Annotated in this window: 24 protein-coding genes; 6 read left to right on the forward strand and 18 right to left on the reverse strand. The window is 73.8% G+C overall.

Going from position 1 to position 26,768, the window contains the following annotated elements; all coding sequences use genetic code 11:
- Positions 1-22 precede the first annotated feature (22 nt).
- The 8 genes from KVT14_RS02710 to KVT14_RS02745 form a co-directional block, all read right to left on the reverse strand.
- Positions 23-304 (reverse strand): hypothetical protein, encoded by a 282-nt coding sequence (locus tag KVT14_RS02710; protein ID WP_217614257.1) that lies wholly within the window; start codon positions 302-304, stop codon positions 23-25.
- A gap of 688 nt (positions 305-992) precedes the next feature.
- Positions 993-1,388: a DUF2200 domain-containing protein gene (locus tag KVT14_RS02715; RefSeq protein ID WP_308160842.1), complete on the reverse strand. Its 396-nt coding sequence runs from the start codon at positions 1,386-1,388 to the stop codon at positions 993-995.
- A 2-nt stretch (positions 1,389-1,390) separates the two neighbouring features.
- On the reverse strand, positions 1,391-2,185 hold the full coding sequence (nagB, locus tag KVT14_RS02720) for a glucosamine-6-phosphate deaminase (RefSeq protein WP_217614258.1): 795 nt from the start codon (positions 2,183-2,185) through the stop codon (positions 1,391-1,393).
- Entirely contained in the window at positions 2,185-3,279 is a 1,095-nt protein-coding gene (locus tag KVT14_RS02725) for an ROK family protein (protein WP_308160843.1), read from the reverse strand. Before KVT14_RS02725 ends, nagB begins: the two co-directional genes overlap by 1 nt.
- 1 nt (position 3,280) lies before the next feature.
- The gene (locus KVT14_RS02730) at positions 3,281-4,252 is read right to left on the reverse strand and encodes a carbohydrate ABC transporter permease (RefSeq protein WP_147796118.1); all 972 of its coding nucleotides are present in this window, start codon (positions 4,250-4,252) and stop codon (positions 3,281-3,283) included.
- On the reverse strand, positions 4,249-5,220 hold the full coding sequence (locus KVT14_RS02735; RefSeq protein ID WP_217614259.1) for a carbohydrate ABC transporter permease: 972 nt from the start codon (positions 5,218-5,220) through the stop codon (positions 4,249-4,251). Before KVT14_RS02735 ends, KVT14_RS02730 begins: the two co-directional genes overlap by 4 nt.
- A 71-nt stretch (positions 5,221-5,291) precedes the next feature.
- The gene (locus KVT14_RS02740) at positions 5,292-6,602 is read right to left on the reverse strand and encodes an extracellular solute-binding protein (protein WP_308160844.1); all 1,311 of its coding nucleotides are present in this window, start codon (positions 6,600-6,602) and stop codon (positions 5,292-5,294) included.
- 88 nt (positions 6,603-6,690) lie between these two features.
- On the reverse strand, positions 6,691-7,899 hold the full coding sequence (locus KVT14_RS02745; protein ID WP_217614260.1) for an ROK family transcriptional regulator: 1,209 nt from the start codon (positions 7,897-7,899) through the stop codon (positions 6,691-6,693).
- 296 nt (positions 7,900-8,195) lie between these two features.
- Here KVT14_RS02745 and KVT14_RS02750 point away from each other — a divergent pair, with 296 nt between their 5' ends.
- The 4 genes from KVT14_RS02750 (at position 8,196) to pgi (ending at position 11,843) form a co-directional block, all read left to right on the forward strand.
- Positions 8,196-8,693: a hypothetical protein gene (locus KVT14_RS02750; RefSeq protein WP_217614261.1), complete on the forward strand. Its 498-nt coding sequence runs from the start codon at positions 8,196-8,198 to the stop codon at positions 8,691-8,693.
- Between the two features lie 14 nt (positions 8,694-8,707).
- A complete protein-coding gene (locus KVT14_RS02755) occupies positions 8,708-8,905 on the forward strand; it encodes a hypothetical protein (RefSeq protein ID WP_217614262.1) in 198 nt (65 codons plus the stop codon).
- A gap of 120 nt (positions 8,906-9,025) precedes the next feature.
- On the forward strand, positions 9,026-10,072 hold the full coding sequence (locus KVT14_RS02760) for an LLM class flavin-dependent oxidoreductase (protein ID WP_217614263.1): 1,047 nt from the start codon (positions 9,026-9,028) through the stop codon (positions 10,070-10,072).
- A gap of 88 nt (positions 10,073-10,160) precedes the next feature.
- Positions 10,161-11,843 (forward strand): glucose-6-phosphate isomerase, encoded by a 1,683-nt coding sequence (gene pgi / locus KVT14_RS02765; protein WP_217614264.1) that lies wholly within the window; start codon positions 10,161-10,163, stop codon positions 11,841-11,843.
- 261 nt (positions 11,844-12,104) lie between these two features.
- Here the strand turns inward: pgi and KVT14_RS02770 are convergent, their stop codons facing one another.
- The 7 genes from KVT14_RS02770 to KVT14_RS02800 all read right to left on the reverse strand — a co-directional run bounded on the left by KVT14_RS02770 (position 12,105) and on the right by KVT14_RS02800 (position 21,030).
- Positions 12,105-12,479 (reverse strand): hypothetical protein, encoded by a 375-nt coding sequence (locus tag KVT14_RS02770; protein WP_217614265.1) that lies wholly within the window; start codon positions 12,477-12,479, stop codon positions 12,105-12,107.
- A 96-nt stretch (positions 12,480-12,575) separates the two neighbouring features.
- Positions 12,576-13,652, reverse strand: a complete 1,077-nt coding sequence (locus tag KVT14_RS02775) for a glycosyltransferase family 1 protein (protein ID WP_308160845.1) — start codon at positions 13,650-13,652, stop codon at positions 12,576-12,578.
- Positions 13,649-16,306 (reverse strand): sodium-translocating pyrophosphatase, encoded by a 2,658-nt coding sequence (locus tag KVT14_RS02780; protein ID WP_217614266.1) that lies wholly within the window; start codon positions 16,304-16,306, stop codon positions 13,649-13,651. The genes KVT14_RS02775 and KVT14_RS02780 overlap by 4 nt, the downstream gene beginning before the upstream one ends.
- Before the next feature lie 105 nt (positions 16,307-16,411).
- Entirely contained in the window at positions 16,412-17,179 is a 768-nt protein-coding gene (locus KVT14_RS02785; RefSeq protein ID WP_217614267.1) for a 16S rRNA (uracil(1498)-N(3))-methyltransferase, read from the reverse strand.
- Between the two features lie 2 nt (positions 17,180-17,181).
- Entirely contained in the window at positions 17,182-18,315 is a 1,134-nt protein-coding gene (gene dnaJ, locus KVT14_RS02790; protein WP_147796108.1) for a molecular chaperone DnaJ, read from the reverse strand.
- A gap of 95 nt (positions 18,316-18,410) precedes the next feature.
- Entirely contained in the window at positions 18,411-19,442 is a 1,032-nt protein-coding gene (gene hrcA / locus KVT14_RS02795; protein WP_217614268.1) for a heat-inducible transcriptional repressor HrcA, read from the reverse strand.
- A gap of 46 nt (positions 19,443-19,488) precedes the next feature.
- Positions 19,489-21,030 (reverse strand): MFS transporter, encoded by a 1,542-nt coding sequence (locus KVT14_RS02800; protein ID WP_308160846.1) that lies wholly within the window; start codon positions 21,028-21,030, stop codon positions 19,489-19,491.
- A 49-nt stretch (positions 21,031-21,079) separates the two neighbouring features.
- Between KVT14_RS02800 and KVT14_RS02805 the strand changes: the two genes are divergently transcribed.
- Complete coding sequence (locus KVT14_RS02805) at positions 21,080-21,931, forward strand: DUF3097 domain-containing protein (RefSeq protein ID WP_246855032.1); 852 nt, start codon at positions 21,080-21,082, stop codon at positions 21,929-21,931.
- A gap of 31 nt (positions 21,932-21,962) precedes the next feature.
- Here KVT14_RS02805 and KVT14_RS02810 read toward each other — a convergent pair whose 3' ends face one another.
- A complete protein-coding gene (locus tag KVT14_RS02810) occupies positions 21,963-22,934 on the reverse strand; it encodes a hypothetical protein (RefSeq protein WP_217614270.1) in 972 nt (323 codons plus the stop codon).
- Between the two features lie 161 nt (positions 22,935-23,095).
- On the opposite strand from KVT14_RS02810, the gene KVT14_RS02815 reads away from it, so the two are divergent.
- Complete coding sequence (locus KVT14_RS02815) at positions 23,096-23,545, forward strand: DUF4870 domain-containing protein (RefSeq protein WP_217614271.1); 450 nt, start codon at positions 23,096-23,098, stop codon at positions 23,543-23,545.
- 89 nt (positions 23,546-23,634) lie between these two features.
- On the opposite strand, the gene hemW is transcribed toward KVT14_RS02815, so the two are convergent.
- Together hemW and lepA are read right to left on the reverse strand one after the other, a co-directional pair.
- Positions 23,635-24,879 (reverse strand): radical SAM family heme chaperone HemW, encoded by a 1,245-nt coding sequence (hemW, locus tag KVT14_RS02820; RefSeq protein WP_217614272.1) that lies wholly within the window; start codon positions 24,877-24,879, stop codon positions 23,635-23,637.
- Entirely contained in the window at positions 24,876-26,756 is a 1,881-nt protein-coding gene (lepA, locus tag KVT14_RS02825; protein ID WP_308160848.1) for a translation elongation factor 4, read from the reverse strand. Before lepA ends, hemW begins: the two co-directional genes overlap by 4 nt.
- Between the last annotated feature and the right edge of the window lie 12 nt (positions 26,757-26,768).

Below are 26,768 nucleotides of genomic sequence, written 5' to 3' on the forward strand. Positions count from 1 at the left end.
TCGGGCGGAACCCCCGACCTCGTCAGCGTGACGAGCGCGACAGGGCACGGGCGACGCGAGCCACCAGGGGCGCGGGCGCGCGGAGGTCGTCCCAGGTGACGCGCAGCACGCGCCAACCCTCCTCCTCCAGCGCATCCTCCACCGCGACCCGGGGCACCGGCCACCCGAGGTCGAGGAAGAACCGGCCGCGGCGTGTGACCACCTCCACCTGCAGCTCCGGCGGGGGCAGTCCTCCGGAGTGCAGCGACCAGCGCAGCAGCGTCTCCCCCGGTGACTGCGCGCGACCGTCCGCGAGGGCGATCACGTCTCTCGCCCGGACGATCCCGCGAGCCCCCCGACCGAGCGGCCAGGGCCGTGTCGAGCGCGCCCGCGTCAGCCCCGGCTCGGAGTGCCGAGTCGGCGATCACGAGCCCTCGATCGGGGGGCAAGGATGCCGCGCAGTCCACCACCGTCCGGACGAGCGTCGTCACCGGGAGCCCGGACACCTCGGCCCGGTCCTCCGCAGGCAGGTCGCCGTGATGCCGTACGACGGGATCGTCTCCCCGGCTCCGCGGCCGGGTCGGCTGGATGAGGTGCGTCAAGCCGGAGATGCCGACGGCGTCGCACCCCCAGAGGAGCGCGGCGGACTCGTGGCTGAACCACCGCGCTCCCGACGTCTGCCGGTGGACCGCCCGGATCCGGGCGAGAGCGATCCGCCGCCGGTCCCGCGCAGGGCCGAGCGACTCGCCTCGCTCCACGTACGCGCCTCGTCGCACCCGCTCGAGGTCGGGCCGTCGGCGGAGCCGCCCGGACGAGACGGCAGCATCACGGACCAGCAGCACGTCGGAGATCTCGAGGTCGGCCATCCCTCACGATCCCGCGGGGCCGGACGGCGACGGTGTGGTCCGCCGAGATCTGTGGACAGCCATCGCCGAGGTCGTCGGTTGCGTCCATCTGAGGGGGTGCGCAACCGACGACCTCGGGCGGAACCGACGACCTCGGCCGGCGCGCCGCTACGAGCGGAGGATGCTCTGCAGCTTCTTGCCGCGGGCCAGCTCGTCGACCAGCTTGTCCATCCAGCGGATCTGCTGCATGAGCGGGTCCTCGATATCCTCCACCCGCACGCCGCAGACCACGCCCCGGATCAGCGTCGTGTTCGGGTTCATCGCCGGGGCCCGCTCGAAGAACTCCGCGAGCGTCCGGTCGTCCGCCAGGGCCGCGGCCAGGCCCGCCTCGTCGTAGCCGGTCAGCCACTCCAGGACCTCGCCGAGCTCGGCGACGTCACGGCCCTTGCGCTCGACCTTCGTCACGTAGTGCGGGTAGATCGCCGCGAACGGCGTCCCGAAGATCCGGTGCCCTCCGGCCGCGCCGACAGTGCCCGAACCGCCCGCCGCACTCACCCCCGCCACGCTCAGATCCCCTGCCAGCCGGGCTTCGCGTCGAACGTCTCCCGGTAGTACGACGCCAGCTGCAGCCGGCCGGCCGCGGCCTCGTCCACCAGGACCGTCGCGTGCGGGTGGTGCTGCAGGATCGTGCCGGGCCACATCGCGCTGACCGAGCCCTCGACGAGCTGGTGCACGGCCTCGGCCTTGTGCTTCCCGCTGGCGAGCAGCACCACGTGCCGCGCGGACATGATCGTCGCGAGGCCCTGGGTGAGGCAGTGCGTCGGCACCTGCGAGACGTCGCCGCCGAAGAACCGCGCGTTGTCCTCGCGGGTCTGGCGGGTCAGCGTCTTGATCCGGGTGCGGGACGCCAGCGACGACCCGGGCTCGTTGAACGCGATGTGCCCGTCGGTGCCGACGCCGAGGATCTGCACGTCCACGCCGCCGGCGTCCGCGATGGCCGCCTCGTACGCCGCGCACGCGCCCGGGATGTCCGACGCGAGGCCGTCGGGCCCGTGCACGTCGTCCGGGTCGATGTCGACGCGGGACGCGAACTCCTTCTCGATGACGTTGCGGTACCGCTCGGGGTGGTCGGCGGGCAGGCCGACGTACTCGTCGAGCATGAAGGCGCGCACCCCGGCGAAGGACAGCCCCTCCTCCGCGTGCCGGCGGGCGAGCTCGTCGTAGACGGCCAGCGGGCTGGACCCGGTGGCGATGCCGAGCACCGCGTGCCCGCCGTCCGCGGCGCGCCCGCGCACGACCCGCTCGATCGCGTCGGCGGCCAGCCGCGCGAGCTCGGGGCCCGGGGCGATGACGACCTCCATCAGGACTCCTTCCGTCCGACCAGCGCGGCACCCACGGCACCCACCGGCACTCCGCGCGGCGCGAGGGACACCCGCTCCGCCATGTGCATCGCGGCCAGGAACGCGGAGTCCCGGGCCTCGTCGTCCAGCCGCGCGCGCACCACCCGCAGCAGCGGGTCGCCGAGCTCGGCGACCCCGCCCCCGACGACGACGTGCGCGACGTCGGTGGTGAGCAGGAGAACGCGCACCGCGGCGGCCACGGCCCCGGCGAACCGGTCGCGCACCGCCACGGCACCAGCATCCCCGGAGTCGGCCGCCTCGAACAGGGCCACCGGGGCCGGGCGGTCGCCGGGACCGGGCCACGCGGCGGACAGCGCCCCGCCGGACGCGTACTGCTCGAGGCAGCCGCGCTGCCCGCAAGGGCACGGCAGCCCACCGGGGACGTGCACCAGGTGGCCGATCTCGCCGGCCACGCCCGAGGCGCCGCGCCGCAGCCGGCCGTCCAGCACGAGGCCCGCGGCCAGGCCGGTGCCGAGCGCGAGGAACGCGAGGTCGGGCGCCGGGTCGGGCAGCAGGTGCGCCGCGCCGAGCGCGGCCACGTTGAGGTCGTTCTCGAGCCGCACCGGCACCCCGTCGAGCGCGGCCGACACCTGCGCCGCGAGCGGCACCGCCGCCTCGATCCCGAGGTTCACCGCGTGCTCGACGCGGCCCCTCGCGGGGTCGACGATCCCGGGCAGCCCGATGCCGACGCCCGCCAGCGCGCCCGCGGGCAGGCCGGCCTCCGCGACGAGCGCCCGCACGGCCTCCGCGGCGGTCCCGGCGACGCCGTCGCCCCCGGACCGGGCGGCGAGCCGCACCGACGGGCCCACGGCGCCGTCCGGCGCGACGAGCACGCCGAGCGTCTTGGTGCCGCCCACGTCGAGCCCGACGGACCACCCCGCGGCGAGGTCCGGACCGCCCTCGACGGTGGTGGCCACCTCGGCGGCGACCGCCGGCGCTCCCCCGAGCGGCACGGCCGCCCCGACCCCGGCGGCCACGGCCCCGGCCGGCGCCGGCACGCCCGACCCCTCCGGCCCCGCGGACGCCCCGCGCGGCCAGGTCATCAGCTCGTCCACGTCAGCCCTTCACCGCTCCGGACACCAGCCCCGAGGTCATCCTGCCCTGCACCAGCAGGAAGAAGACGATCACGGGGACGGCGATGAGGGTCGACGCGGCCATGACCTCGCCCCAGTCGACGCCGCGGTTCGCGGACGACGCGAGGAACGACCGCAGCCACAGCGGCAGCGTGCGGGCGGACTCGGCGGGCAGCGCGACGAGCGCGACGGTGAACTCGTTCCACGCCTGCAGGAACGCGTACACCCCCGACGCGACCAGGCCGGGCGCGAGCAGCGGGAACGTGATCCGCAGGAACGCCTTGACCCGGCTGAGCCCGTCGACCATCGCGGCCTCCTCGAGCTCGATCGGCACGCCGGCGACGAACCCGCGGAGCATCCAGATCGTGAACGGCACGACGGCCGCGGTGTACAGGACCGAGACGCCGATGACGCTGTTCAGCAGGTTGACCGAGGACAGCATCTTGTACTGCGCGATGAACAGGCCCTCGGCGGGCAGCATCTGCACGAACAGCACCGCGATGACGAACGTCAGCCGCCCGCGGAACCGGAACCGGCTGATCGCGAGCGCCGCGAGGAACGCGAACACCAGCACGGCCACGACGGTGACCGCGGTGATCGCCAGGCTCATCCGCAGCGCGGTGCCGAACCCGGCGCCGTCCAGCACGGACCGGAAGTTCGCGAGGGTGGCGCCGGTGGGCAGGAAGGTCGGCGTCGTGGACCGCAGCCGGGAGCCCGGCAGCACCGAGGACAGCACCATCCAGTAGACGGGGAACGCCCACACGACGGCGATGACGACGGCCAGCAGCCCGAGCAGCGCGCGGCGGACCCGGCGCCCGACCCGGCCCCCGGCGGCTCCCCGGCGCGGTCCGGGCCCGGAGGCGCTCGGCACGGCGGGCGTCCCGGCACGGGCCGGCGGGGCGGCGACCGGGTCCACCGACCCAGCGGGGCCCGCGGGGGACGTGGTGGCGCTCATGCGTCCTCCTTCAGCAGGTTCCGGACGTACGGCCAGCTCAGCAGCACGGTCAGCGCGAGCACGAAGATCGACACGGCGGCCGCGCCGGCGAAGTCCTGCCGGCCGATGCCGAGCTCGAAGATGAAGTTGCCGAGCAGGTTGGTCTCGCTGACCGGAGCGCCGCTGTCCTGCAGCAGCCGGATCTGCGCGAACACCCGCAGGTCCCAGATGATCTGCAGCAGCAGCACGATCGACAGCACGGGGCGGATCAGCGGCATCGTGATGTGCCAGAGGATCCGGGTCGGGCCGGCGCCGTCGATGCGGGCGGCCTCGAGCACCTCGTCGGACACCTGCGTCAGCGCGGCGTAGACGGACAGCGCCACGAACGGCACCGACATCCACACGATGATCACGGTCGCGACGAAGAAGAACGACAGCGGCTGGGCGAGCCACGCGTGCCCGCTGTACTGGTCGAAGCCCAGCTGGACGAGCAGCCAGTTCACGACGCCGGTGCGCCAGTCGAACAGCCACTTCCACACGGTGACGGCGGCGACCATCGGCATGGCCCAGGCGAGCAGCAGGGCGACCTGCAGCACGATCCGGACGACCGGGTGCACGGCCTTCATCAGCAGCGCGAACAGCACACCGAGGATCACGGTGGCGAACGCGTTGACCAGGCAGAACACGATCGAACGGGCGACGACGGCCCAGAGCCGGTCGTCGGTGAAGATGCGGGCGTAGTTGTCGAGCCCGACGAACGTCGGCGGCTGGCCGAACTGCTGCGCCAGGCCGAACTCCTGCATTGACGTGACGACCTGCCAGTACAGCGGGTACCCCATGCCGGTGAGCAGGACGAGGACGGCGGGGACCAGCAGGACGTAGGCGGTGAGGCCGGGCCGGCGGCGACGGGGCCGGCCCGCGGCGGGCGCGGGGGCCGCCGGCGGCGCGGGCGGGGTGGCCGGCCCGGGGCGGGCCGCGGTGGTGGACATGGCACCTCTCCTGACGAGCGGTGGCCGGACGGTCCCGGCCGCGGGGCGCGTGCCCCGCGGCCGGGAGGACGTCACTGGCCGTTGAGCATCGGCGTGATCTTCTCGTCGTACTGCGCGGCGAGCTCGGTCACGTCACCGCCCTCGGCGATCGCCTGGAACAGCTCCTCGTAGACGAACGCCGCCTCGACGGCCGCCCAGCCCGGCGCGGCCGGGGTGAGCTTGGAGGCCGCCGCGGTCTCGATCATCGTGGTGGCGAACTTGTCGTCGCCGAGGGCGTCGACGTACTGCGCGTTCGCCGGGCCGAGGCCGTTCTCGCCGAGCATCTGCTGGTACTCGGGCGAGAAGATGATCCGCAGCAGGTTCTCGGACAGCTCCGGGTGCTGGGACTTGGCCGAGATGGCGATGTTCGACCCGCCCGCGAACACGGGCGCGATGCCGCCGTCCACGCCGGGCAGGGCGAAGATGTCGAACTTCGACTCGTCCACCATGCCGTCGCGGACCTCCTCACCGTCGTCGTTCGTGGTGAGGTCGCCGATCGACCAGCGGGCCCAGCCCGGCGCCATGATCGTCGCGGCGGCCGGGGCGGCGCCGTCGGTGCCGTCGTTCAGGAAGTCCCAGTACGCCACGTCGCGCTCGGTGGCCGGCACGTTGGACGAGCCCGCGTAGACGTCCTGCCACTCCTCGAGGCCCTTGATCGTGTTCGGGTCGGACAGCGTCGAGGTCCACTCGCCGCCGTCCTCGGTGGCGAGCTCGCCGCCGTTCGCGAACACCCAGGAGATGCCGTTGCGCCAGTCCTGGCCGCCGATCGCGAAGCCCGACTGGCTGTCGGTCTTGAGCGCCTTGACGTCGTCGGCGAACTCGGAGAGCGTCGTCGGCTTCTCGAGGCCCGCGGCGGACCAGAGGTCGGCGCGGTAGAACATGTAGCGCGAACCGAAGTAGTACGGCAGCGCGTAGTTCTTGCCGTCCGCCTTGCCCACCTCGACGAACGACGGCAGCAGGTCGTCGCCGCCGAGCTCGTCGTAGAGCGGGGTGAGGTCGCGGAACGCGCCGATGGTGGTGAACGTCGGCGACTGCGTGTTGCCGATCTCGACCACGTCGGGCGTGTTCGCCTCGTCCGGCAGCGCCGTCGTCAGCTTGGTGACGACGTCGTTCCAGTCCTGCTCCTCGATGACGAGGGTCGACCCGGGGTTCTCCTCCTCGAAGGTCGTCTTGAGGTAGTCGCGCAGCTCGTCGGGGGTGTCCGCCCCGTTGAGCCAGAGCGTGATCTCCGCGGCCTCGGGGGTCCCGTCGGACCCGGTCGAGCCGCCGTCGTCGCCCGACGAGCAGGCGGTCAGCACGAGCGCCGCCGCCACACCGACGGCTGCCATCCGTACGATCTTCACGTTGGTGTTCCTCCCTGATGCGAGGCGGGGCCTGCAAGCCCCGCCGGGGGTGGTGGTACCGGCACTGCAAGCGGTCGGCTCGGGGTCGTCACGTGACCCCGAGCTGACCGGACAGCACGAGGGCCGCGGCGCCGGAGAGCGCCCCGTCCTCGTCCAGCGAACCCATCCGCAGCACGAGGTCCTGCCCCAGCAGGGGCAGGGTCCGGGCCCGGAGCGTGGCGAGCGCCTCGACCCTGAGGGCTCCGTCCAGCAGCTCCGGGGGACCCGAGAGCAGGACCTCGGCGAGGTTGAGGGCACTGACGACGGGAGCGAGGGCCACGCCCAGCTTCCGTCCGACCGACGCGAGCACCGCGTCGGACTCCTCGGGGCTGCGGCCGGCGGTGGCGCGGCGCAGCGCGGGCAGGGAGAGCAGCGTCTCCAGGCAGCCGGCGCGCCCGCACGCGCACGGCCGGGGCTCGGGGTCGCCGGCCCGCACGTCGCGGTCGTCGACCACGGTGACGTGCCCGATCTCCCCGGCGGCGTGCGCGGGGCCGCGCACCAGCGCGCCGTCCAGCACGATCCCGGCGCCGAGGCCCTGGCCGACGGTGACGACCATGAGGCCCGCGCCGGACGCGCCGCCGTACGTGTACTCCCCCAGCGCGTGGGTGTTCGCGTCGTTGGCGACCTGCACCGGCACGCCGAGCCGCTCGGCGAGCAGCGCGGCCAGCGGCAAGTCGTACCAGCCGCGGTTGGGCGCCTGCACGACGACCCCGGCGGCGTCGATCACGCCGGGCGACCCGATGCCGACGCCGACGACGGGCCGGTCCGCGGCGGCGAGCAGCTCGCGGCACAGGTCCTCGAGCACCGCGACCGCGGCGTCGCCGGTCCGGCCGTCGAGCGAGACGGTGCGCCGGGCGACGACCACCCCGGTGAGCGTCATGACCGCGCCGCGCAGGCTGGCGTCGTCCGCGAGGTCGACCGCGACGACCTGGAACTCCTCGGTCCGCATCCCGACGAGCGTCGCCGGCTTGCCGACCCTCCCCTCCGGGCGGACGCCGAGCTCGGCGACCAGGCCCTCGGAGATGAGCACCGACACCAGGTCGGAGACCGTGACGCGGGTGAGGCCGGTGCTGCGCGCGAGGTCGGCGCGGGACGACGGGCCCTGGTGGAACAGGTGCTGCAGGACGAGCGACCGGTTGTGCGCCCGGGCGTGCTCGGGGAGCACCTTGCCCGTCGGGCGGAGTGTGCGCCCGACCCCCCGGTGGCCCGAGGTGGACGGCCGCACGGCCGGCGTCGTCACCGGCTCGGACACTGTCATGTTTGTTAGTAGACCTTCCTTACTAATCCACCGTCAAGGAGTTCGTGTGACCGTGACCACTTCGTGACCGGGCGTTCACAAGGGCGACATGCGGCGCGGGCGGGCCGCCTCCACTCAGCCGCCACTCATTGTTGGACTGAGTCCACCTATGCCGGTTGCCGTTCTCGTCCCCGCCGGTCCATGGAACCGGTTACGCACGGTGAGTACCCGGCGCCGGCCCGAGGGCCACCCCTGAGCCTCGTCAGGCTGGGAGGACCGGGCGGCGCCCAGTCGCCGGACCGACGAAGGAGTCGACCATGAACACCTCACGTGTCCGCACCGCGCTCGTCGCGATCACGACCGCAGCCCTGGTCCTGGCCGCGATACCGGCGACGGCGTCCCCGACCACGACCGACCGCTCCGCGGAACCCCCGCCGCCCGCACCGACCGCGACCGCGGAGGTCAGGGATCTCGCCGACCTGCCTGGCGACCTCCCTGACGGTGCGACGGTCGCGCAGTTCGGGACCGGCAGCTACGTCGTCACGCTCCCCGGGACGACCGCGACCCCCGCGGAACCGCTGTCGGTGGGAGTGGGGCGGACCATCTACATCTACTTGAACCGCACGGAGCAGAGCATGCTCGCGAACGGAGGTGCTGCGGGCCTTGCGGCTCTGGCGTGCGCGACCGGCGGCATCGCCGTGTGCGTCGGTGTGAGCGCTGCGCTCGCCGCCGCAGCGACGTGGGTGAACCGCAACGGCTTCTGCCCGTCCCGGCTCGAGATCGCGGTGGCCCGGGGGTACAAGTGCGTCCGCTAGAGATCCGGCACCCCGTGCGGGCGCTCGTCGCGACGGTCACCCTCGTTCTGGTCGGCGCGACCACTGCGGCACTGAGCTCTCCGACGACCGCCCGGGCGTTCTGGGCCGTGCTGCTCGGCGCCGTGGCGCTGCTCGTCGTGCCGTTCACGATCGCCACCGTGGTGCACGTCCGGGCTCGTCGGCGCCGCGTCCGCGAGCACGACGCCTCGTGACCCGGCGCCACCCGTGGACCGGAGCGTTCTGCCCGACACGCCGGAGCGTGTCGGGCAGAACGCTCCACCCGACCCCGTTCGTCAGGGAATGCCCCGCCCCTCCCCCGCGCTGCACCGGGCATGGAGCTCGGCCTGTACACGTTCGGCGACATCCACCCCGACCCGGTCACCGGCGCGGTGACCTCCCCCGCACAGCGCCTGCGCGACGTGCTGGAGCGGGTCCGCCTCGCCGAGGAGGTCGGCCTGGACCACGTCGGCATCGGCGAGCACCACCGCCCCGACTACGCCATCTCCTCCCCCGCGACCGTGATCGCGGCGGCGCTCGCCCAGACCGAGCGGATCAGCGTCGGCAGCGCCGTGACCGTGCTGTCGACCGAGGACCCCGTCCGGCTCTACCAGCAGTTCGCGACGATGGACCTGCTGTCCGGCGGCCGCGTGGAGCTGCTCGCGGGGCGCGGGTCGTTCATCGAGTCCTACCCGCTGTTCGGCGCCTCGCTCGACGACTACGACGATCTGTTCGACGAGAAGATCCGGCTCCTGCTCCGGATCGACCGCGGCAACCCAGTCACCTGGTCCGGCCGGTTCCGCGCGCCGCTGCACGCCGCCGAGGTGCTGCCTCGCCCGCTCGACAAGCCCGGGCTCGGCGAGCACCTGCGGATCGCGGTCGCCACCGGCGGCAACCCGGCGTCCTCGGACCGCGCGGGCCGGCTCGGCCTCCCCGTGTCCTACGCGATCATCGGCGGCAGGCCCGCGGACTTCGCCCCGCTGGTGCGGCTGTACCGGGCCGCGCACGCGGAGGGCGGCCACGACCCCGCCACGCAGCGCGTGGAGGTCGCCGGCATGGGGTTCGTCGCCGACGACGCGAAGCAGGCGCGGGAGTTCTTCTTCCCGTACTGGCTCAGCACGATGCGCCGGATCGCCGCCGAGCGCGGGTTCGCGATCCCGAACCGGATCGCGTTCGAGTCCCAGGCAGCGAAGGGCGGGGCCTACTTCGTCGGGTCGCCGCACGAGGTCGCGGACCGCATCGTCGCGCTGCACGCCGCGCTCGGGCACGACCGGCAGATCTTCCAGATGGACCTGAGTGGCGTGCCGCAGCGGGAGAGCCTGCGCGCGATCGAGCTGCTGGGCACCCAGGTGGCCCCGCTCGTCCGCGAGGCCCTGGGCTGACCCGGGCGGGCCGCACGTCCCGCTCGCCCACCGCCCCGGCCTCGATACGGTGTGACCTGTTGGATCTTGCTTCCGAGAGGGACTCGCCGTGACTGCACCCGTCGACGCCACCACCACCGGCGCCTGGACCGCCCTGACCGCGCACGAGGAGTCGTTCCTCCCCGACCTGCGGGGCTGGTTCGACGCCGACCCCGAGCGCGCGACGCGCCTGACCCGGCAGCTGGCCGACCTCACTGTCGACCTGTCGAAGAACCTCGTCACCGACGAGACCCTGTCCCTGCTCGTCGCCCTCGCGGACCAGGTCGGCCTGAAGGCCCGGCTCGACGCGATGTTCGCCGGCGAGCACATCAACGTCACCGAGGACCGCGCCGTGCTGCACACCGCGCTGCGCCGCCCGGCCGACGCGGAGCCCACCCTCGTCGTCGACGGCCAGGACGTGGACGCCGACGTGCAGGAGGTGCTCGCGAAGATCGCCGCGTTCGCCGACAAGGTCCGTTCCGGCGAGTGGACCGGCGTCACCGGCGAGCGCGTCGCGACCGTCGTGAACATCGGCATCGGCGGCTCGGACCTCGGCCCGGTCATGGCGTACGAGGCGCTCAAGCCGTACGTGCAGGACGGCCTCGAGGTGCGGTTCGTGTCGAACATCGACCCGACCGACATCGCGGAGAAGACCCGGGACCTCGACCCGACGACGACGCTGTTCGTCGTCGCCTCCAAGACCTTCGGCACACTCGAGACGCTCACCAACGCGCGGCTCGCCCGCGACTGGCTGTGGCGCGAGCTCGTCGCCACCGGCGCGATCGAGGACACCGAGGAGGCCCGCACCGGCGCGGTCGCCAAGCACTTCGTCGCGGTGTCGACGGCGCTCGACAAGGTCGCCGCGTTCGGCATCGACCCGGAGAACGCGTTCGGGTTCTGGGACTGGGTCGGCGGGCGCTACTCGGTCGACTCGGCGATCGGCACCTCGCTGGCGATCGCGATCGGCCCGGACGCCTTCGGCGAGTTCCTCGAGGGCTTCCACGCCGTCGACGAGCACGTCCGCACCACGCCGTTCGACCAGAACGTGCCGGTCCTCATGGGCCTGCTCAACGTCTGGTACGTCAACTTCCTGGACGCGCACACGCACGCCGTCCTGCCGTACGCCCAGTACCTGCACCGGTTCCCGGCGTACCTGCAGCAGCTGACCATGGAGTCGAACGGCAAGTCGGTCCGCTGGGACGGCACCCCGGTGACGACCGAGACCGGCGAGGTGTTCTGGGGCGAGCCCGGCACCAACGGCCAGCACGCGTTCTACCAGCTGATCCACCAGGGCACCCGGCTGATCCCGGCGGACTTCATCGCGGTCGCCAACCCGGCGCACCCGCTGAAGGACGGCGAGACCGACGTGCACGGCCTGTTCCTGGCGAACTTCTTCGCGCAGACCAAGGCGCTGGCGTTCGGGAAGACCGCGGACGAGGTGCGCGCCGAGGGCACCGCCGAGGAGATCGTCCCGGCGCGCGTGTTCCCGGGGAACCGCCCGACCACGTCGATCCTGGCCCCGTCGCTGACCCCGTCGGTGCTCGGCCAGCTCATCGCGCTGTACGAGCACATCACGTTCGTCGAGGGCGTCGTCTGGGGCATCGACTCGTTCGACCAGTGGGGCGTCGAGCTCGGCAAGAAGCTCGCGCTCGAGATCGCCCCGGCGGTCGAGGGCGACGCGGATGCGCTGGCGGCCCAGGACCCGTCGACCCGCTCCCTGATCGCGCGCTACCTGGACCTGCGCCAGGGCTGACCCCCACCCCGGCCAGCCACGCACGGGCCCGCCGCGACGACGGTCGCGGCGGGCCCGTCGCCGTCCCTGGCGGCCCCCGCCGCGCCGGCGGGCGCGCCAGCGTCCGCGCCGAGCGAGTAGTCGACACGTCGAGGGAGTAGTCGACGGCTACACGCTCGACGTGTCGACTGCCCCCTCGGCGGCCCGGGCGGGGCGGGCGGGGCGGGGAGGGCGGGGCGGGGAGGGCGGCGTGCGGGGCGCGCGGCGCGTCGGCGGGCGCGCTCAGGCGACCGGGCGCGGGCGGCGGCGGCCCAGGAGGTCGTCCAGCGGGTCCGCCCGGTCCTCGACCTGCGTCGGGACCGGGGGCGACGCCAGGCCCGCGTCGACCGGCGGGAGCACCGGGCCGCCGACGAGCACCGTCGGCTGCGGGACCGGGATCCCGTCCGCGTCGGGCCACCGGGCCGCGTCGGCGCGGTCCCGGCGGCGGCGCGCGCGCACGGACGCGCGCAGGGCGACCCCGACGAGCACGGCGGCGAGGACGGCGGCCTCGTAGGCCAGCACGACCTGGGCGTACAGCGTCAACCACACCTGGAGCGCCAGCACGGCCACGCCGGCCAGCACGACGGCCACCCGTCCCATGAGACCCCCTCGGCTCATCAGCGCTGCGGTGCGTGCGGCAGGCCAGCGTCCCGCCGATCGCGGGCCGGGTCAAGACCCTCCGGGTGAGGCCTGGTCAGCGGCCGCGGGCGCCACTCACCCGGCCGTCGGCACGTCGCCGAACCAGTCCCGGACCCGCGCCACGACCGTGCGGTCGAACGTGTCGTCGTCGTGGTGCGCGGACAGCCAGCGCACGAACGAGCCGCCGGCGACCGCGTCGAGCTCGCGCCGACAGGCGGCGGTCCGGGTCACCGCGACCTCGAGCTGGTCGGCGGCCTCGTCGGGCGTCCGGTAGAGGTACGGGTAGCCGTCCGGCAGCAGGGCCCGCGCCCACGGCAGGTCCGGGAACACGCCGACGGCGCCGGCCGCGAGCGCCTCGACGTACTCCAGCCCGTAGGACTCCTCGGTGGCGGTCGCGAGGAACGCCGTGGTCCGGCCGAGCGCCTCCCAGTAGGAGTCGCGGGTCGCGGTGAGCGGGCCGACCCAGCACCACGGCCGCTCGGACATCCGCATCGCGGTCTCGGAGACCAGGTGCGACTCGTGCAGCCGGGCCTCGACGCGGATCGGGGTACGGCGCTGCACGCGGTCGACGACCTCGAGGAACAGCCGCGGCTGCTTGCGCTCGGAGACGTAGATCGCCGGGTACAGCACGACCGGGACGTCCGGCTCGTGCCGCGGCCGGACGTGGTCGACCCGGAACCCGAGGTTGACCCACCCGGTGCGGGCCCGCTCCCCGAGCGCCGGCACGGTCAGCCGGGCGATCAGCTCGCGGATCTCGGAGGCGGTGCGCGCCGAGTTGGCGAACGTCGGGAACAGCGCGCAGGACAGTGCGAGCGCGGCCTGCTCGACGGGGTGCGGGTACCGGGTGGCGTCCCACCACACGAAGTTCATCACCCGCGGGTCCGCGCACCCGCCCGCGCGCAGGGTCTGCCACACCTGCACCGAGTCGAGCACGTCCATCGTGATGACGACGGTGCCGTCGCCGTCGACGAACTCGAGCGGCAGCAGGTCGAACCCGTCGCAGCGCCGCGGCCCCGGCCCGATCAGCACCGAGCCGGGGAACACCCGCAGCAGCCGGCGGACCAGGGTGGCGGCCGCGTCGTGGCCGGCGACCCGGCCGTCGGCGTCGACCAGGACGTCGTCGTGCTTGACCGCGACGCGCACGCCGCTCACCGCCCCTCGGCGTCGACGAGGGTGCCGGCGTCGTCGGCTCCCGCACCCGCGCCACCCTGGCGCGGCAGCACGCCGCCCGCCGGCGCCCCGGGCTCGGCCGGCTCCTCGGGCTCCGGCTCGGCCGGGTCCTCCTCCCCCGCGGGCGCCCCGCCGATCCGCATCCCGTAGAACGACCGGTAGACGAACACGGCCGACGTCACGAAGAACACGCCGGCCAGGACGTGCACGAGCGTCCCGCGCCCGTCGCCGGTGAGGCTCACCGCGAGCTCGACGGCCAGCAGCCCGAACAGCGTCGTGAACTTGATGACCGGGTTGAGCGCGACCGAGGAGGTGTCCTTGTACGGGTCGCCCACGGTGTCGCCGACGATGGTCGCGTCGTGCAGCGCGGTGCCCTTGGCGTGCAGGTCGACCTCGACGATCTTCTTGGCGTTGTCCCAGGCGCCGCCCGCGTTCGCCATGAAGATCGCCTGGTACAGCCCGAACACCGCGATCGACACCAGGTAGCCGATGAAGAAGAACGGCTCGACGAACGCGAACGCCAGCGTGGCGAAGAAGATCGCGAGGAACATCGTCAGCATGCCGCGCTGGGCGTACTGGGTGCAGATCTCCACCACCCGGCGGGAGTCCGCCTCGCTGGCCCGCTCGCCGCCGTCGAGGTGGATGTTCGCCTTGATGAACTCGACCGCCCGGTATGCGCCGGTGGTCACGGCCTGGATGGACGCGCCGGTGAACCAGAAGATCATCGCGCCGCCTGTGACCAGGCCGAGCAGGAACGGCGGGTGCAGCAGCGACAAGTTGTCGAGCCCCGTGGTGAGGCCCTCGGTGAGCGCCATGATGATGGAGAAGATCATCGTGGTCGCCCCGACGACCGCCGTGCCGATGAGCACCGGCTTCGCGGTCGCCTTGAAGGTGTTGCCCGCGCCGTCGTTCTCCTCGAGCATCCGCTTGGCCGGCTCCCACCGCGGGGCGAACCCGTGCTCGGCCTCGATCTGCTCGGCCGCGCCGGGGAGCTCCTCGACCAGGGACAGCTCGTAGACGCTCTGCGCGTTGTCGGTCACCGGGCCGTACGAGTCGACGGCGATCGTCACGGGCCCCATGCCGAGGAACCCGAACGCCACGAGCCCGAACGCGAACACCGCGGGGGCGACCATGACCTGGTCCAGCCCCTGCTCGCTGATCAGGAACGCCCCGCCCATGAGCGCCACGACCGTGATGCCGAGCCAGTACGCCGAGATGTTGCCGGCCACCAGCCCGGACAGGATGTTGAGCGACGGCCCGCCCTCGCGGGAGGACGTGACGACCTCGCGGACGTGCCGGCTGTTGGTGGAGGTGAACACCTTGACCAGCTCGGGGATGAGCGCCCCGGCGAGGGTGCCGCAGGAGATGATCGTCGCGACCTTCCACCACAGCCCGTCGCCGACGCCGTCGAGGTGCCCGAGCACCGCCCAGGTCGTCAGGTAGGTGAGCGCGATGCTCACGACCGAGGTCAGCCAGACCAGGGACGTGAGCGGCTTCTCGAAGTCCATCCGCTCGGCGGCGGCGTACCGGCGGCGGGTCCACGCGTCGTTCGCGAGGTACGACACCGCCGAGGCGATGACCATGACGGCCCGGACCACGAACAGCCAGACCAGCAGGGTCGCCTGCATGAGCGGGTCGTCGACCGCGAGCAGCACGAACGTCACGAGCGCGACGCCGGTGACGCCGTAGGTCTCGAAGCCGTCGGCGCTCGGGCCCACGGAGTCGCCCGCGTTGTCCCCGGTGCAGTCGGCGATCACGCCGGGGTTCCGGGCGTCGTCCTCCTTGATCTTGAACACGATCTTCATCAGGTCGGAGCCGATGTCGGCGATCTTCGTGAAGATGCCGCCCGCGATCCGCAGCGCCGACGCGCCGAGCGACTCGCCGACCGCGAACCCGATGAAGCACGCGCCCGCCACGTCCGCCGGGAGGAACAGCAGGATGACCAGCATCATCAGCAGCTCGAGGCTGATGAGCACCATGCCGATCGACATGCCGGACTGCATCGGGATCCGGTGCACCGGCAGCGGCCTGCCCGCCAGCGACGCGAACGCGGTCCGGGAGTTCGCCAGCGTGTTGACCCGGATCCCGAACCAGGCGACGGCGTACGACCCGGCGATGCCGAGCAGGCTGAACGCGATGATCGTGGCGACCCGGCCCCACTCGAACCCGACCAGCGCCCGGTAGTAGACGACGATCACCGCGGCGATGAACACCCACAGCACGACGAGGAACCGGCCCTGCCGGGTGAGGTAGGTGCGGCAGGTCGAGTAGATGAGCTCGGAGATCTCCCGCATCGCCGCGTGCACGGGGAGCCGGCGCAGCTGCACGTAGGTGGCGACGCCGAACGCGAGGCCGAGCACGCACACGACGAGCCCGAGGCCGAGCAGCAGGCGCCCCGACACGGAGCCGAGCACGGTGACGGCGCCGAGGTCCGGCAGCACCAGGCTCGCCTCCCCGCCGTGCACGGAGCCCTCGGCGGAGGCGGAGCCGGGCGCGCACCCGGCGAGCACGGTCCCGAGGACGGCGGCCGCCGCGGCGGGCGCGGGCCACCGTCGCCGTCGGCCGGTCGGGGGCCGGTCGGCGGGAGCCGCCGGTGCGCGCGAGGAGGTGGTGCCGGTCCGGACGTCTGTGTTCACGGTCGGGTCCCTGGTGAGAGCGCCTTCGCTGTCACCCTCGACGCTAGGACCGGCCGGGGTCCCCCGGATGAGACGTACGGCCCAGGTGGGCGGTACCCACCGGCGTCAGCCCCAGCGCCCCAGCCGCTGCGCGAGCAGCGCGAGCGCCACCGGCCCGGCCGTCGAGGTCCGCAGCACGTGCGGCCCCAGCAGCACCGGCTGCGCCCCGGCGTCGACCAGCTCGGCGAGCTCCCGCTCCGCGATGCCGCCCTCGGGCCCGACGACGACGAGCACGTCGGCCGTCGCCCCGGCGGCGGGCAGCGCCGCCGCCACGAGAGGCGTGGTCGCCTCCTCGTGCAGCACGAGCACCGCGCCACCCGCCTCGACCACCTCGCGCGCCCGGCGGACGAGCGCGGCCGTCGCCAGCGCCAGGTCGACGCCGGGCACGTGCGCCCGGCGGGCCTGCTTGGCCGCGGTGCGGACCGTGCCGAGCCACCGGGCCCGGCTCTTGGCCGCCCGGTCGCCGCGCCACACGACGATCGACCGCTCGGCCTGCCAGGGCACGACGCGGTCGGCGCCGACCTCGGTGGCCGCCTCGATCGCCATCTCGTCCCGGTCGCCCTTCGCGAGCGCCTGGACCAGCACCAGGCGGGGCGTCGGCACGGGCTCGACGACGACCTCGCGGACGCGCAGGTGCACGCCCTCGGGCCCGGCCGCCTCGACCTCGCCGACCAGCCGGGTGCCGGCGCCGTCGACGACGTCGACCCGCTCCCCGGCCGTCTTGCGCTGCACGACGCCCGCGTGCCGACCCTCGGCGCCCCCGAGCAGGTAGGTGCCCCCGGCCGCGAGCGCGTCGAGGTCGCCCGGCTCGGCCAGGAAGACCGGAGCGGTCACGCTCAGCGCCCGGCGAGCTTGTCGCGGAGCTTCGCGAACACGCCGCCGCCGGAGGCCGACAGCCGCGCCTCGGGGCGCTCCTCGCCGCGCAGGCCGGCGAGCTTCCGCAGCAGCTCGGCCTGCTCGTCGTCGAGCGACGTCGGCACGTGGACGTCCACGTGCACGTGCAGGTCGCCGCGGCCGCCCGCGTGCAGGTGGCCGACGCCGAGGCCGCGCAGCGTGACGACCTGCGCCGGCTGGGTGCCGGGGCGCAGGTCGACCTCCTGCGGGCCGTCGAGGGTGTCCAGGGTGAGCACGGTGCCGAGCGCCGCCGCGGTCATCGGGACCTCGAGGGTGCAGTGCAGGTCGTCGCCCTCGCGGACGAAGGTGTCGTGCTTGCGCTCGCGCACCTCGAGGTAGATGTCGCCCGCGGGGCCGCCGGCCGGGCCGACCTCGCCCTGCGCGGTGAGCTTGATCCGGGTGCCGGTGTCGACGCCCGCCGGGACGTCGACCTCGAGCGTGCGGCGCGAGCGGACCCGGCCCTCGCCCGCGCACTCGGTGCAGGGCTCGGGGATGACGGTGCCGAACCCGTGGCACGCGGCGCACGGCTGCGAGGTCATCACCTGGCCGAGGAACGACCGGGCGACCCGCTGCACGGACCCGCGACCGCCGCAGACGTCGCAGGTGCGCGGCGAGGTGCCCGGGCGGCAGCAGGAGCCGTCGCACGTCGGGCAGACCACGGCCGTCTCGACCGGGACCTCGCGGTGCGTGCCGAACGTCGCCTCGGCCAGGTCGATGTCGAGGCGCAGCAGCGCGTCCTGGCCGCGGCGGGCGCGCGGGATGGGGCCGCGCTGCGCGCCCGCGCCCGCGGCGGCGCCGAAGAACGTCTCGAAGATGTCCTGGAAGCCGAAGCCGCCCTGGCCGCCCATGCCGCCGCCCGGGGCCGACGGGTCGGCGCCCAGGTCGTACATGCGCCGCTTCTCGGGGTTCGACAGCACCTCGTACGCCCGCGACACGTCCTTGAACCGGTCCTCGGAGCCCGCGTCCGCACCCGCCACGTCGGGGTGCAGCTCGCGCGCGAGGCGCCGGTAGGCCTTCTTGATCTGCTCGGGCGTGGCGTCACGCTCGACGCCGAGCACCTCGTAGTAGTCGCTCACTCGTCACTTCCTGTGCGTGTGGGGGCCGCGCGCGGGCGCGGGCGGGGCGTTGCCTGTCGAACGTGCGCGGGACCGCGTCGGTGCCCGGCGGCCGGTCATCCGGCGAGGATCCGGGACAGGTACCGGGCGACGGCACGCACCGACGCGATGGTCCCGGGGTAGTCCATGCGGAGCGGCCCGACGGAGCCGATCCGCGCGACGGCCGTCCCGCCGCCGTCGGGGCCGCCGTAGCCGGTGGTCACGAAGCTCGTCTCCAGCAGACCCTCGTGCTGGGTCTCGCGGCCGATCCGGACGGAGACCGCGGCCTCGTCCTCGGCCATCTCGCCCAGCAGGCGCAGCAGGACGACCTGCTCCTCCAGCGCCTCCAGGACGGGGCTGATGGTGTGCGCGAAGTCCGCGCCGCCGCCGCGCACCAGGTTCGCGGTGCCCGCCAGGACGACGCGCTCCTCGCTCTCCTGGGCCAGCGTGTCCTCGACCACCGCGACGACGCCGCGCACGAGCGGTCCGTCCGCGGGGGCGAAGTCGTCGGCGAGGTCGGACAGCGCGGTGCCGAGCTCGGCGAGCCGCCGGCCCGCGGCCGCCGTGTTGAGCCGGACCCGCAGCCGCGCCACGGTCCCGGCGTCCAGCGGGTCCGGCACCTCGATGGTGCGCTGCTCGACGCGGCCGTGGTCGGTGATGATGACGACCAGCAGGTGCCGGTCGCCGACCGGGACCAGCTCGACGTGCCGCAGCGCCGTGCGGCGCAGCGACGGGTACTGCACGACGGCGACCTGGTGGGTCAGCTGCGCGAGCAGCCGCACGGAGCGGTCGACGACGTCGTCCAGGTCGGCCGCGTCCTCGAGGAACGTCTCGATCGCCCGGCGCTCCGGCGCGGACAGCGGCTTGATGGTCGCGAGGCGGTCGACGAACAGCCGGTAGCCCTTGTCGGTCGGCACCCGGCCGGCCGAGGTGTGCGGCTGCACGATGAGCCCGGCGTCCTCGAGGGCCGCCATGTCGTTGCGGATCGTCGCGGGCGACACCCCGAGGGAGTGCCGCTCGACCAGGGCGCGGGAGCCGACGGGCTCGCGGGTGGCGACGTAGTCCTCCACGATCGCCCGCAGCACGTCCAGCCTGCGGTCCTCGCTCATCGCCACCTCCCGACGTCCTGGCACTCGCTGGAACCGAGTGCCAATTCTACGCGTCCGCGGACGCGGACGCGGTGCCGGTCCCCGCGCCGGCCTCCGCGTCGTCCTCCTCGTCGGTCCCGCGTCGCCGCGCCCGCAGGTCGAGCAGCCCGACGACGAGGGCCACGGCGACGAGCGCCACCGTGAGCAGCAGCGCGCGGCCAGCGGCCGCCGAACCCTCGACCCCCGACGCCAAGGCGGAGTAGTACGTGGACAGCGCCACGGCGACGCCGAGCGCCGAGCCGATGCGCTGGCCGACCTGCAGCATGCTGCCCGCCACGCCGGCCCGCTCGACCGGCACCCGCGCCAGCGTGAGCGTCTGGTTGGGCGCGATCACCAGCCCGCTGCCGGCGCCCGCGACCATCTGCGTCGCCGCCATCACGAAGCCGACGGCGGGCGGGTCCACGAACCGGATCGCCAGGTCGGTGCCGATCAGGCCGAGGACGACGAGCACCAGGCCGATGACGACGAGCGCACGGCCGCGGGTCGCCACCAGCCGGCCGGACCGCTGCGCCGACACCGCGGAGGCGATCGCGAACGGCATGTTGACGAGCCCGGCCTGCAGCGGCGTGAACCCGGCCACCTGCTGCAGGTACAGGGTCGCCACCAGGAACACCGACGTGAACCCGGCGAAGTAGGCGATGCCGAGCAGCGCACCGTTCCGGAACGCGGGCTCGCCCAGCACCCGCGGGTCGAGGACGGCCGCGCCGGTGCGCCGCTGGTACCGGCGCTCCCAGACCACCGTCGCGACGCCGAGGACCGCGGCGACCGCGAGCCACCACCAGCGCGCCGGGTCGTCGCCGCCCTCCCCCGTCGTCGTGACGAACGGCACCATGACCGCGGCGGCGGTCAGGGCGACGCCCGCCAGGCCGACCACGTCCAGCCGCGGCCGGCCGCCGGGTCCGGTCGCGGTCGCGCTGCCGACCGCGCCGCGCGGCAGGAACTTCAGCGCGAACGGCAGCACGACGGCGATCACCGGGACGTTGACGAAGAACACCCAGCGCCAGCCCTCCTCCGCGCCGAACGCCTGGATGATCAGCCCGCCGAGCAGCGGGCCCAGCGCCGTCGACACCCCGATGGTGGCGCCGAAGTAGCCGAACGCCTTCCCGCGCTCGTACCCGGTGAACAGCTGCTGGATCGTGCCGACCACCTGCGGGTTCAGCAGGCCCGCGCTCATCCCCTGGAGCAGCCGGGCGACGGCGAGCAGCTCGTCGGACGGGGCCAGGCCCGCGCCGAGGCTGGTGAGGGCGAAGCCGGTGAGGCCGAGCAGGAACAGCGCCCGGCGGCCTCGGGCGTCGCCGAGCCGGCCCGCGGGCACCAGGACCAGGCCGAACGCCAGCGTGTAGCCCGCGACGATGAGCTGCAGCTGGCTCGCGCCCGCGTCCAGGCTGCGCTCGATCGACGGCAGCGCGACGTTGACGATCGAGACGTCGAGCATCGTGATGAACCCGATCGCCAGGCACACGCCGAGGGCGCGCCACCGGTGCGGGTCCGGCTCCGGCCGGGTCGCGGTGCCGGGGCGGTCGGGGTGCTGCGCGGGGGTCGACGTCACCGTCGTGTCGTACCACGCGGGCGAGCGGTCGGCACCTAGGCTGCCGCGGGTGACCGACCGCTACGGAACCGACGTCCTGTCCGCGGGCTCCTCGAGCGCGCACCGCCGGCCCACCTCGACCCCGACGCCCGCCGAGCGCGGCCTGGTCGTCGAGGAGGTCACGACCGGCTGGGTCGGCGCCGTCGTCCGGGTCGAGAAGTCGGGCGGCGAGCACGTCGTCGTCCTCGAGGACCGGCGCGGGCGGACCCGCACGTTCCGGCTGGGACCCGGGTTCTGGGTCGACGGCAAGCCGGTCGAGCTGGTCCCGCCGCGACCGACCGCGCCGACCGGCCCGAAGCGCACCGCATCCGGGTCCCTCGCGGCCGCCGACCAGCGCGCGCGGGTCGCGATCGGCAGCCGGATCTGGGTCGAGGGCAAGCACGACGCCGAGCTCGTCGAGAAGGTCTGGGGCGACGACCTGCGCGCCGAGGGCGTCGTGGTCGAGCTGCTCGACGGCGTCGACAACCTCGTCGACGCGCTGCGCGACTTCCGCCCCGGGCCGGGCAAGAAGGTCGGCGTGCTCGTCGACCACCTGGTGCCCGGGTCGAAGGAGCAGCGGATCGCCGACGAGGCCGCACGCACCGTGCCCGCCGGGACGCTGCTCGTGCTCGGCCACCCCTACGTCGACGTGTGGCAGGCCGTGAAGCCCGCGCGCGTCGGGCTGACCGCCTGGCCGACGATCGAGCGCGGCACCGAGTGGAAGCGCGGCATCCTGCGCGAGCTCGGCTGGCCCGCAGACGAGCAGGCCGACGTCGCCCGCGCCTGGCAGCGGATCCTGCGCTCCGTGCGGTCCTACGCGGACCTGGAGCCGTCGCTGCTCGGGCGGGTCGAGGAGCTGATCGACTTCGTGACGGCGCCCTGAGACGGTCGCGGTCGCGGCCTCGGGCTCGGGCTCAGGGGGCGACGGGCTCGTCCTGCAGCCGGCGGTACATCCAGGTCGTCGCGAGCAGGCCGACCGGGAACGACACGAGCTGGCCGATGCCGCACAGCGCCGACCCGACCAGGTTCGCCGCGTAGACCGCGAGGAACAGCAGCAGGACGGCCCCGAGGTTCCGGCTCACCAGCGTGAAGCTCGCCCGGATCGCGTCCACCGGCGCCATCCGCTTGTCGATGACGTAGAACAGCGTGAACTGGGCGAGGAACGCGAACACGAGGCCCGGGATCACGAACAGCAGCACGCCGACCGCGGTGCCCAGCCCGACGAGCAGCGCGGCCACGACCACCTTGCCGAAGTCGTCGAACCGGAAGAACGTGCCCACCTCGATCCGGCGCCCGTCGGCGACCTCGAGCGTCGCCCGGGTCACGCCGGCCTGCATGAAGGCGGACAGCAGGACGGCGACCGCGGCCACCAGCAGGTAGCCGAACACCAGGCCGACGCCCGCGCCGTTGCGCAGCTCCTGGGTGTCCGGGTCGACGCTCGCGACGGTGCCGCCGAGGATCACCGCGAACAGCACCGCGGAGACCACGACGATCACCGCCAGGTAGGCGAGGACGCCGAGCAGGAACGGGCCGACCTGCTGGGTGAACTTCGTCCAGCCCCAGCTGAACGCGTCGCCGACGCTCGTCCCGGCGGTCGGGGCGCCGTACGCGGGGGCGCCGGAGGGCTGCTGGGCGTAGCCGGGCTGCGGGTAGGGCTGCTGCGGCGGGTACGGCTGGCCCGGGGGCGGCTGCTGGCCGTACGGCTGCTGCGGGTACGGCTGGCCGGGAGGCGGCTGCTGGCCGTAGGGCTGCTGCGGGTGCGGCTGGCCGGGCGGCTGCTGGCCGTACGGCTGCTGCGGGGCGGGCGGAGGGCCGGCCGGCGGCTGCCCCTGGGGCGGCTGCGGCTCGTCGTCGCGCGGCGGGGTGGTGCCCGGGTTCTCGGTCATCGCGTGCCCTCCTGGTCGGACGTCGGTCGCCCGTCCGGCCAGCGAACCGAAGGCGACCCGCGGGTGTCAAGGAGTCCACCGCAGGGGAAAAGAGGACGAAAGACCCGGTCACACCGCTACGCTTCGACCGCCGTAGCCCCGCAGCACCCACGAGGAGACTCATGTCGTACGACCAGCAGCCGCCCGCGGGCGGTCAGCAGCAGCCGCCGTTCGGCGGTCAGCCCCAGCAGCCGTACGGCGGCCAGCCGCAGCAGCCGTACGGGGCCCAGCCGCAGCAGCCGCTGCGCCCGGACGAGGAGAAGACCTGGTCGCTGCTCGCGCACCTGGGCGGGATCATCTTCTCGTTCATCGCGCCCCTCGTGATCTGGCTGGTCTTCAAGGGCCGCGGCCCGTTCCTGGACGACCAGGCCAAGGAGGCGCTGAACTTCCAGATCACGGTCGTGATCGCGTACATCGCCGCCGCGATCCTGGGCACCGTCACGCTGGGCATCCTGGCGTTCCTGCCGTTCGTGGTGGGCGTCGTCGCGCTGGTGTTCTCGATCCTCGCGGCCGTCGCCGTCAACAAGGGCCAGTGGTACCGCTACCCGGTCACCCTGCGCCTGGTGAAGTGATCACCCCGCGCTAGCCGCACCCCGAGTGGAGCGTTCTGCCCGACACGCCCCGGCGTGTTCGGCAGGACGCTCCACTCGTCTGTGCGGGATCAGTCCGCGAGGGTGCGGACGACCGAGTCGGCCAGCAGCCGGCCCCGGCGCGTGAGCCGCACCCGGCGGCCCGGCCGGCCCCCGGCGCCGAGCGCCGCCCGCGCGTCGACCAGCCCGTCGGCCACCAGCCCGGCCACCCGGGCGCGGCCCGCGGGGCTCAGCACCTCGACGGGCAGCCCCTCGTCGAGCCGCACGCCGAGCATCACCCGCTCGAGCCGCGCCGACGCGTCCTCGACGGTCTCCCGCCCCGCGGCCGGGCTCTCCCCCGCGGCGAGCTTCGCCGCGTACGCCCGCGGGTGCTTCACGTTCCACCAGCGCACGCCGCCGACGTGGCTGTGCGCCCCGGGCCCGACGCCCCACCAGTCGTCGTTGCGCCAGTACGCGAGGTTGTGCCGGCACGCGTCCGCGGGGGTGCGCGCCCAGTTGCTCACCTCGTACCAGTGCAGGCCGGCCTCGGTGAGCAGGTCGTCGGCGAGCTCGTACTTCGCCGCCTGGTCGTCCTCGTCGGGCAGCGCGAGGTCGCCGCGGCGGACCTGGACGGCCATCTTCGTGCCCTGCTCGACGACGAGCGCGTACGCCGACACGTGGTCGACGCCGGTGGCCAGCGCCGTCTCCAGGGAGGTCTGCCAGTCGGCGAGCGACTCGCCCGGGGTGCCGTAGATGAGGTCGAGCGACACGGCCAGGCCGGCGTCCCGCGCCCAGCGCACGACGTCGGGGATCCGGCGCGGGTCGTGGGTGCGCTCCAGCGTCGCGAGCACGTGCGGCACCGCCGACTGCATGCCGAACGACACGCGCGTGAACCCGCCGCGCGCCAGCTCGGCCAGCGACTCCGGGGTCACCGAGTCGGGGTTGGCCTCGGTCGTGACCTCGGCGTCGTCCGCGAGGCCCCAGGCGCCGCGGACGCCGTCGAGCATCCGGACCAGGTCGGACGCCGGCAGCACCGTGGGGGTGCCGCCGCCGACGAACACGGTCGACGGGGGCCTGGGTGGCAACCCGGCCGCGGCCGTCACCCGGGCGCCGAGGGCGATCTCCGCCAGCGCCGTGTCCGCGTAGGCCACCTGGGAGGCGCCGCCGCCGAGCTCGGTCGCCGTGTACGTGTTGAAGTCGCAGTACCCGCAGCGCACCGTGCAGAACGGCACGTGCAGGTACACGCCGAACCCGCGGTCGCCCGCGCCGTCCCGCACGCCCGGCGGGAGGGCGCCGTCCGCGGGAGCGGCGTCACCCTCCGGGAGCGCCGGGCTCACTTCTTCTTCGCGTCCTTGGCGTCCTTGGCGCCGCCCGCGTCGGACGACAGCGCCGCGATGAAGGCCTCCTGCGGCACGTCGACCCGGCCGATGGTCTTCATGCGCTTCTTGCCCTCCTTCTGCTTCTCCAGCAGCTTGCGCTTGCGGGTGATGTCGCCGCCGTAGCACTTGGCGAGGACGTCCTTGCGGATCGCGCGGATGGTCTCGCGGGCGATCACCCGGGAGCCGACGGCCGCCTGGATCGGCACCTCGAACTGCTGGCGCGGGATGAGGTCCTTGAGCTTGGACGCCATCATCACGCCGTACGAGTACGCCTTGTCCTTGTGCACGATCGAGCTGAACGCGTCGACCTGCTCGCCCTGCAGCAGGATGTCGACCTTCACCAGGTCCGCGACCTGCTCGCCGACGGGCTCGTAGTCGAGGCTCGCGTAGCCGCGGGTGCGGGACTTCAGCTGGTCGAAGAAGTCGAACACGATCTCCGCGAGCGGCAGCGTGTAGCGCATCTCGACGCGGTCCTCGGACAGGTAGTCCATGCCGAGCAGGTCGCCGCGCTTGCCCTGGCAGAGCTCCATGATCGCGCCGATGAATTCGCTCGGGGCGAGGATCGTCGACTTCACGATCGGCTCGCGCACCTCGCGGATCTTGCCGCCCGGGAACTCGCTCGGGTTGGTGACGGTGACGACCTGGCGGTCCTCCATCGTCACCTCGTAGACCACGTTCGGCGCGGTCGAGATGAGGTCGAGGTTGAACTCGCGCTCCAGCCGCTCCCGGATGATCTCGAGGTGCAGCAGGCCGAGGAACCCGACGCGGAACCCGAAGCCCAGCGCGACCGAGGTCTCGGGCTCGTAGTTCAGCGCGGCGTCGTTGAGCTTGAGCTTGTCGAGCGCGTCGCGCAGCACCGGGTAGTCGGAGCCGTCGATCGGGTACAGGCCCGAGAACACCATCGGCTTCGGGTCGGAGTAGCCGCCGATCGCCTCGGTGGCCGGCTTGCTCGCGTTCGTGACGGTGTCGCCGACCTTCGACTGGCGGACGTCCTTCACGCCGGTGATGAGGTAGCCGACCTCGCCGACGCCGAGGCCCTTGGTCGGGACGGGCTCGGGCGAGATGACGCCGATCTCCAGCAGCTCGTGCGTGGCCTTCGTCGACATCATCGCGATGCGCTCGCGCGGGTTGAGGTTGCCGTCCTTGACCCGCACGTAGGTCACGACGCCGCGGTAGGTGTCGTAGACGGAGTCGAAGATCATGGCGCGCGCCGGGGCGTCGGGGTCGCCGGTCGGGGCCGGGACCAGCTCGACGATCCGGTCCAGCAGCGCCTCGACGCCCTCGCCCGTCTTGCCGGACACCTTGAGGCAGTCGGCCGGGTCGCCGCCGATGAGGCTCGCGAGCTCCTCGGCGTACTTCTCGGGCTGCGCCGCCGGCAGGTCGATCTTGTTCAGCACCGGGATGATCTGGAGGTCGTTCTCCATCGCCAGGTACAGGTTCGCCAGCGTCTGCGCCTCGATGCCCTGCGCGGCGTCGACCAGCAGCACGGCGCCCTCGCACGCGGCGAGCGACCGCGACACCTCGTAGGTGAAGTCGACGTGGCCCGGGGTGTCGATCATGTTGAGCGCGTAGGGGGTGTCCCCCATCGCCCACGGCATGCGCACGGCCTGGGACTTGATCGTGATCCCGCGCTCGCGCTCGATGTCCATGCGGTCGAGGTACTGCGCGCGCATGGCGCGGGCCTCGACGACGCCGGTCAGCTGGAGCATGCGGTCGGCGAGGGTCGACTTGCCGTGGTCGATGTGCGCGATGATGCAGAAGTTGCGCAGCAGCTCGGGCGGGGTCGCCGCGGGGGTGATGCGCCGGGACTGCTCGGCGCTCGGGATCGGGGACACGTGCTCCCTCGG

This window comes from Cellulomonas sp. GbtcB1, assembly GCF_019091725.1.
Lineage (GTDB): Bacteria > Actinomycetota > Actinomycetes > Actinomycetales > Cellulomonadaceae > Cellulomonas.

Excerpts from the sequence above, each read along its gene's own strand:
- nagB (WP_217614258.1), bottom strand. The coding sequence starts at position 2,185 with ATGGAGGTCGTCATCGCCCCGGGCCCCGAGCTCGCGCGGCTGGCCGCC.
- KVT14_RS02730 (WP_147796118.1), bottom strand. The coding sequence starts at position 4,252 with ATGAGCGCCACCACGTCCCCCGCGGGCCCCGCTGGGTCGGTGGACCCG.
- KVT14_RS02735 (WP_217614259.1), bottom strand. The coding sequence starts at position 5,220 with ATGTCCACCACCGCGGCCCGCCCCGGGCCGGCCACCCCGCCCGCGCCG.
- KVT14_RS02745 (WP_217614260.1), bottom strand. The coding sequence starts at position 7,899 with ATGACAGTGTCCGAGCCGGTGACGACGCCGGCCGTGCGGCCGTCCACC.
- KVT14_RS02750 (WP_217614261.1), top strand. The coding sequence starts at position 8,196 with ATGAACACCTCACGTGTCCGCACCGCGCTCGTCGCGATCACGACCGCA.
- KVT14_RS02760 (WP_217614263.1), top strand. The coding sequence starts at position 9,026 with ATGGAGCTCGGCCTGTACACGTTCGGCGACATCCACCCCGACCCGGTC.
- KVT14_RS02770 (WP_217614265.1), bottom strand. The coding sequence starts at position 12,479 with ATGAGCCGAGGGGGTCTCATGGGACGGGTGGCCGTCGTGCTGGCCGGC.
- hrcA (WP_217614268.1), bottom strand. The coding sequence starts at position 19,442 with ATGAGCGAGGACCGCAGGCTGGACGTGCTGCGGGCGATCGTGGAGGAC.
- KVT14_RS02810 (WP_217614270.1), bottom strand. The coding sequence starts at position 22,934 with ATGACCGAGAACCCGGGCACCACCCCGCCGCGCGACGACGAGCCGCAG.
- KVT14_RS02815 (WP_217614271.1), top strand. The coding sequence starts at position 23,096 with ATGTCGTACGACCAGCAGCCGCCCGCGGGCGGTCAGCAGCAGCCGCCG.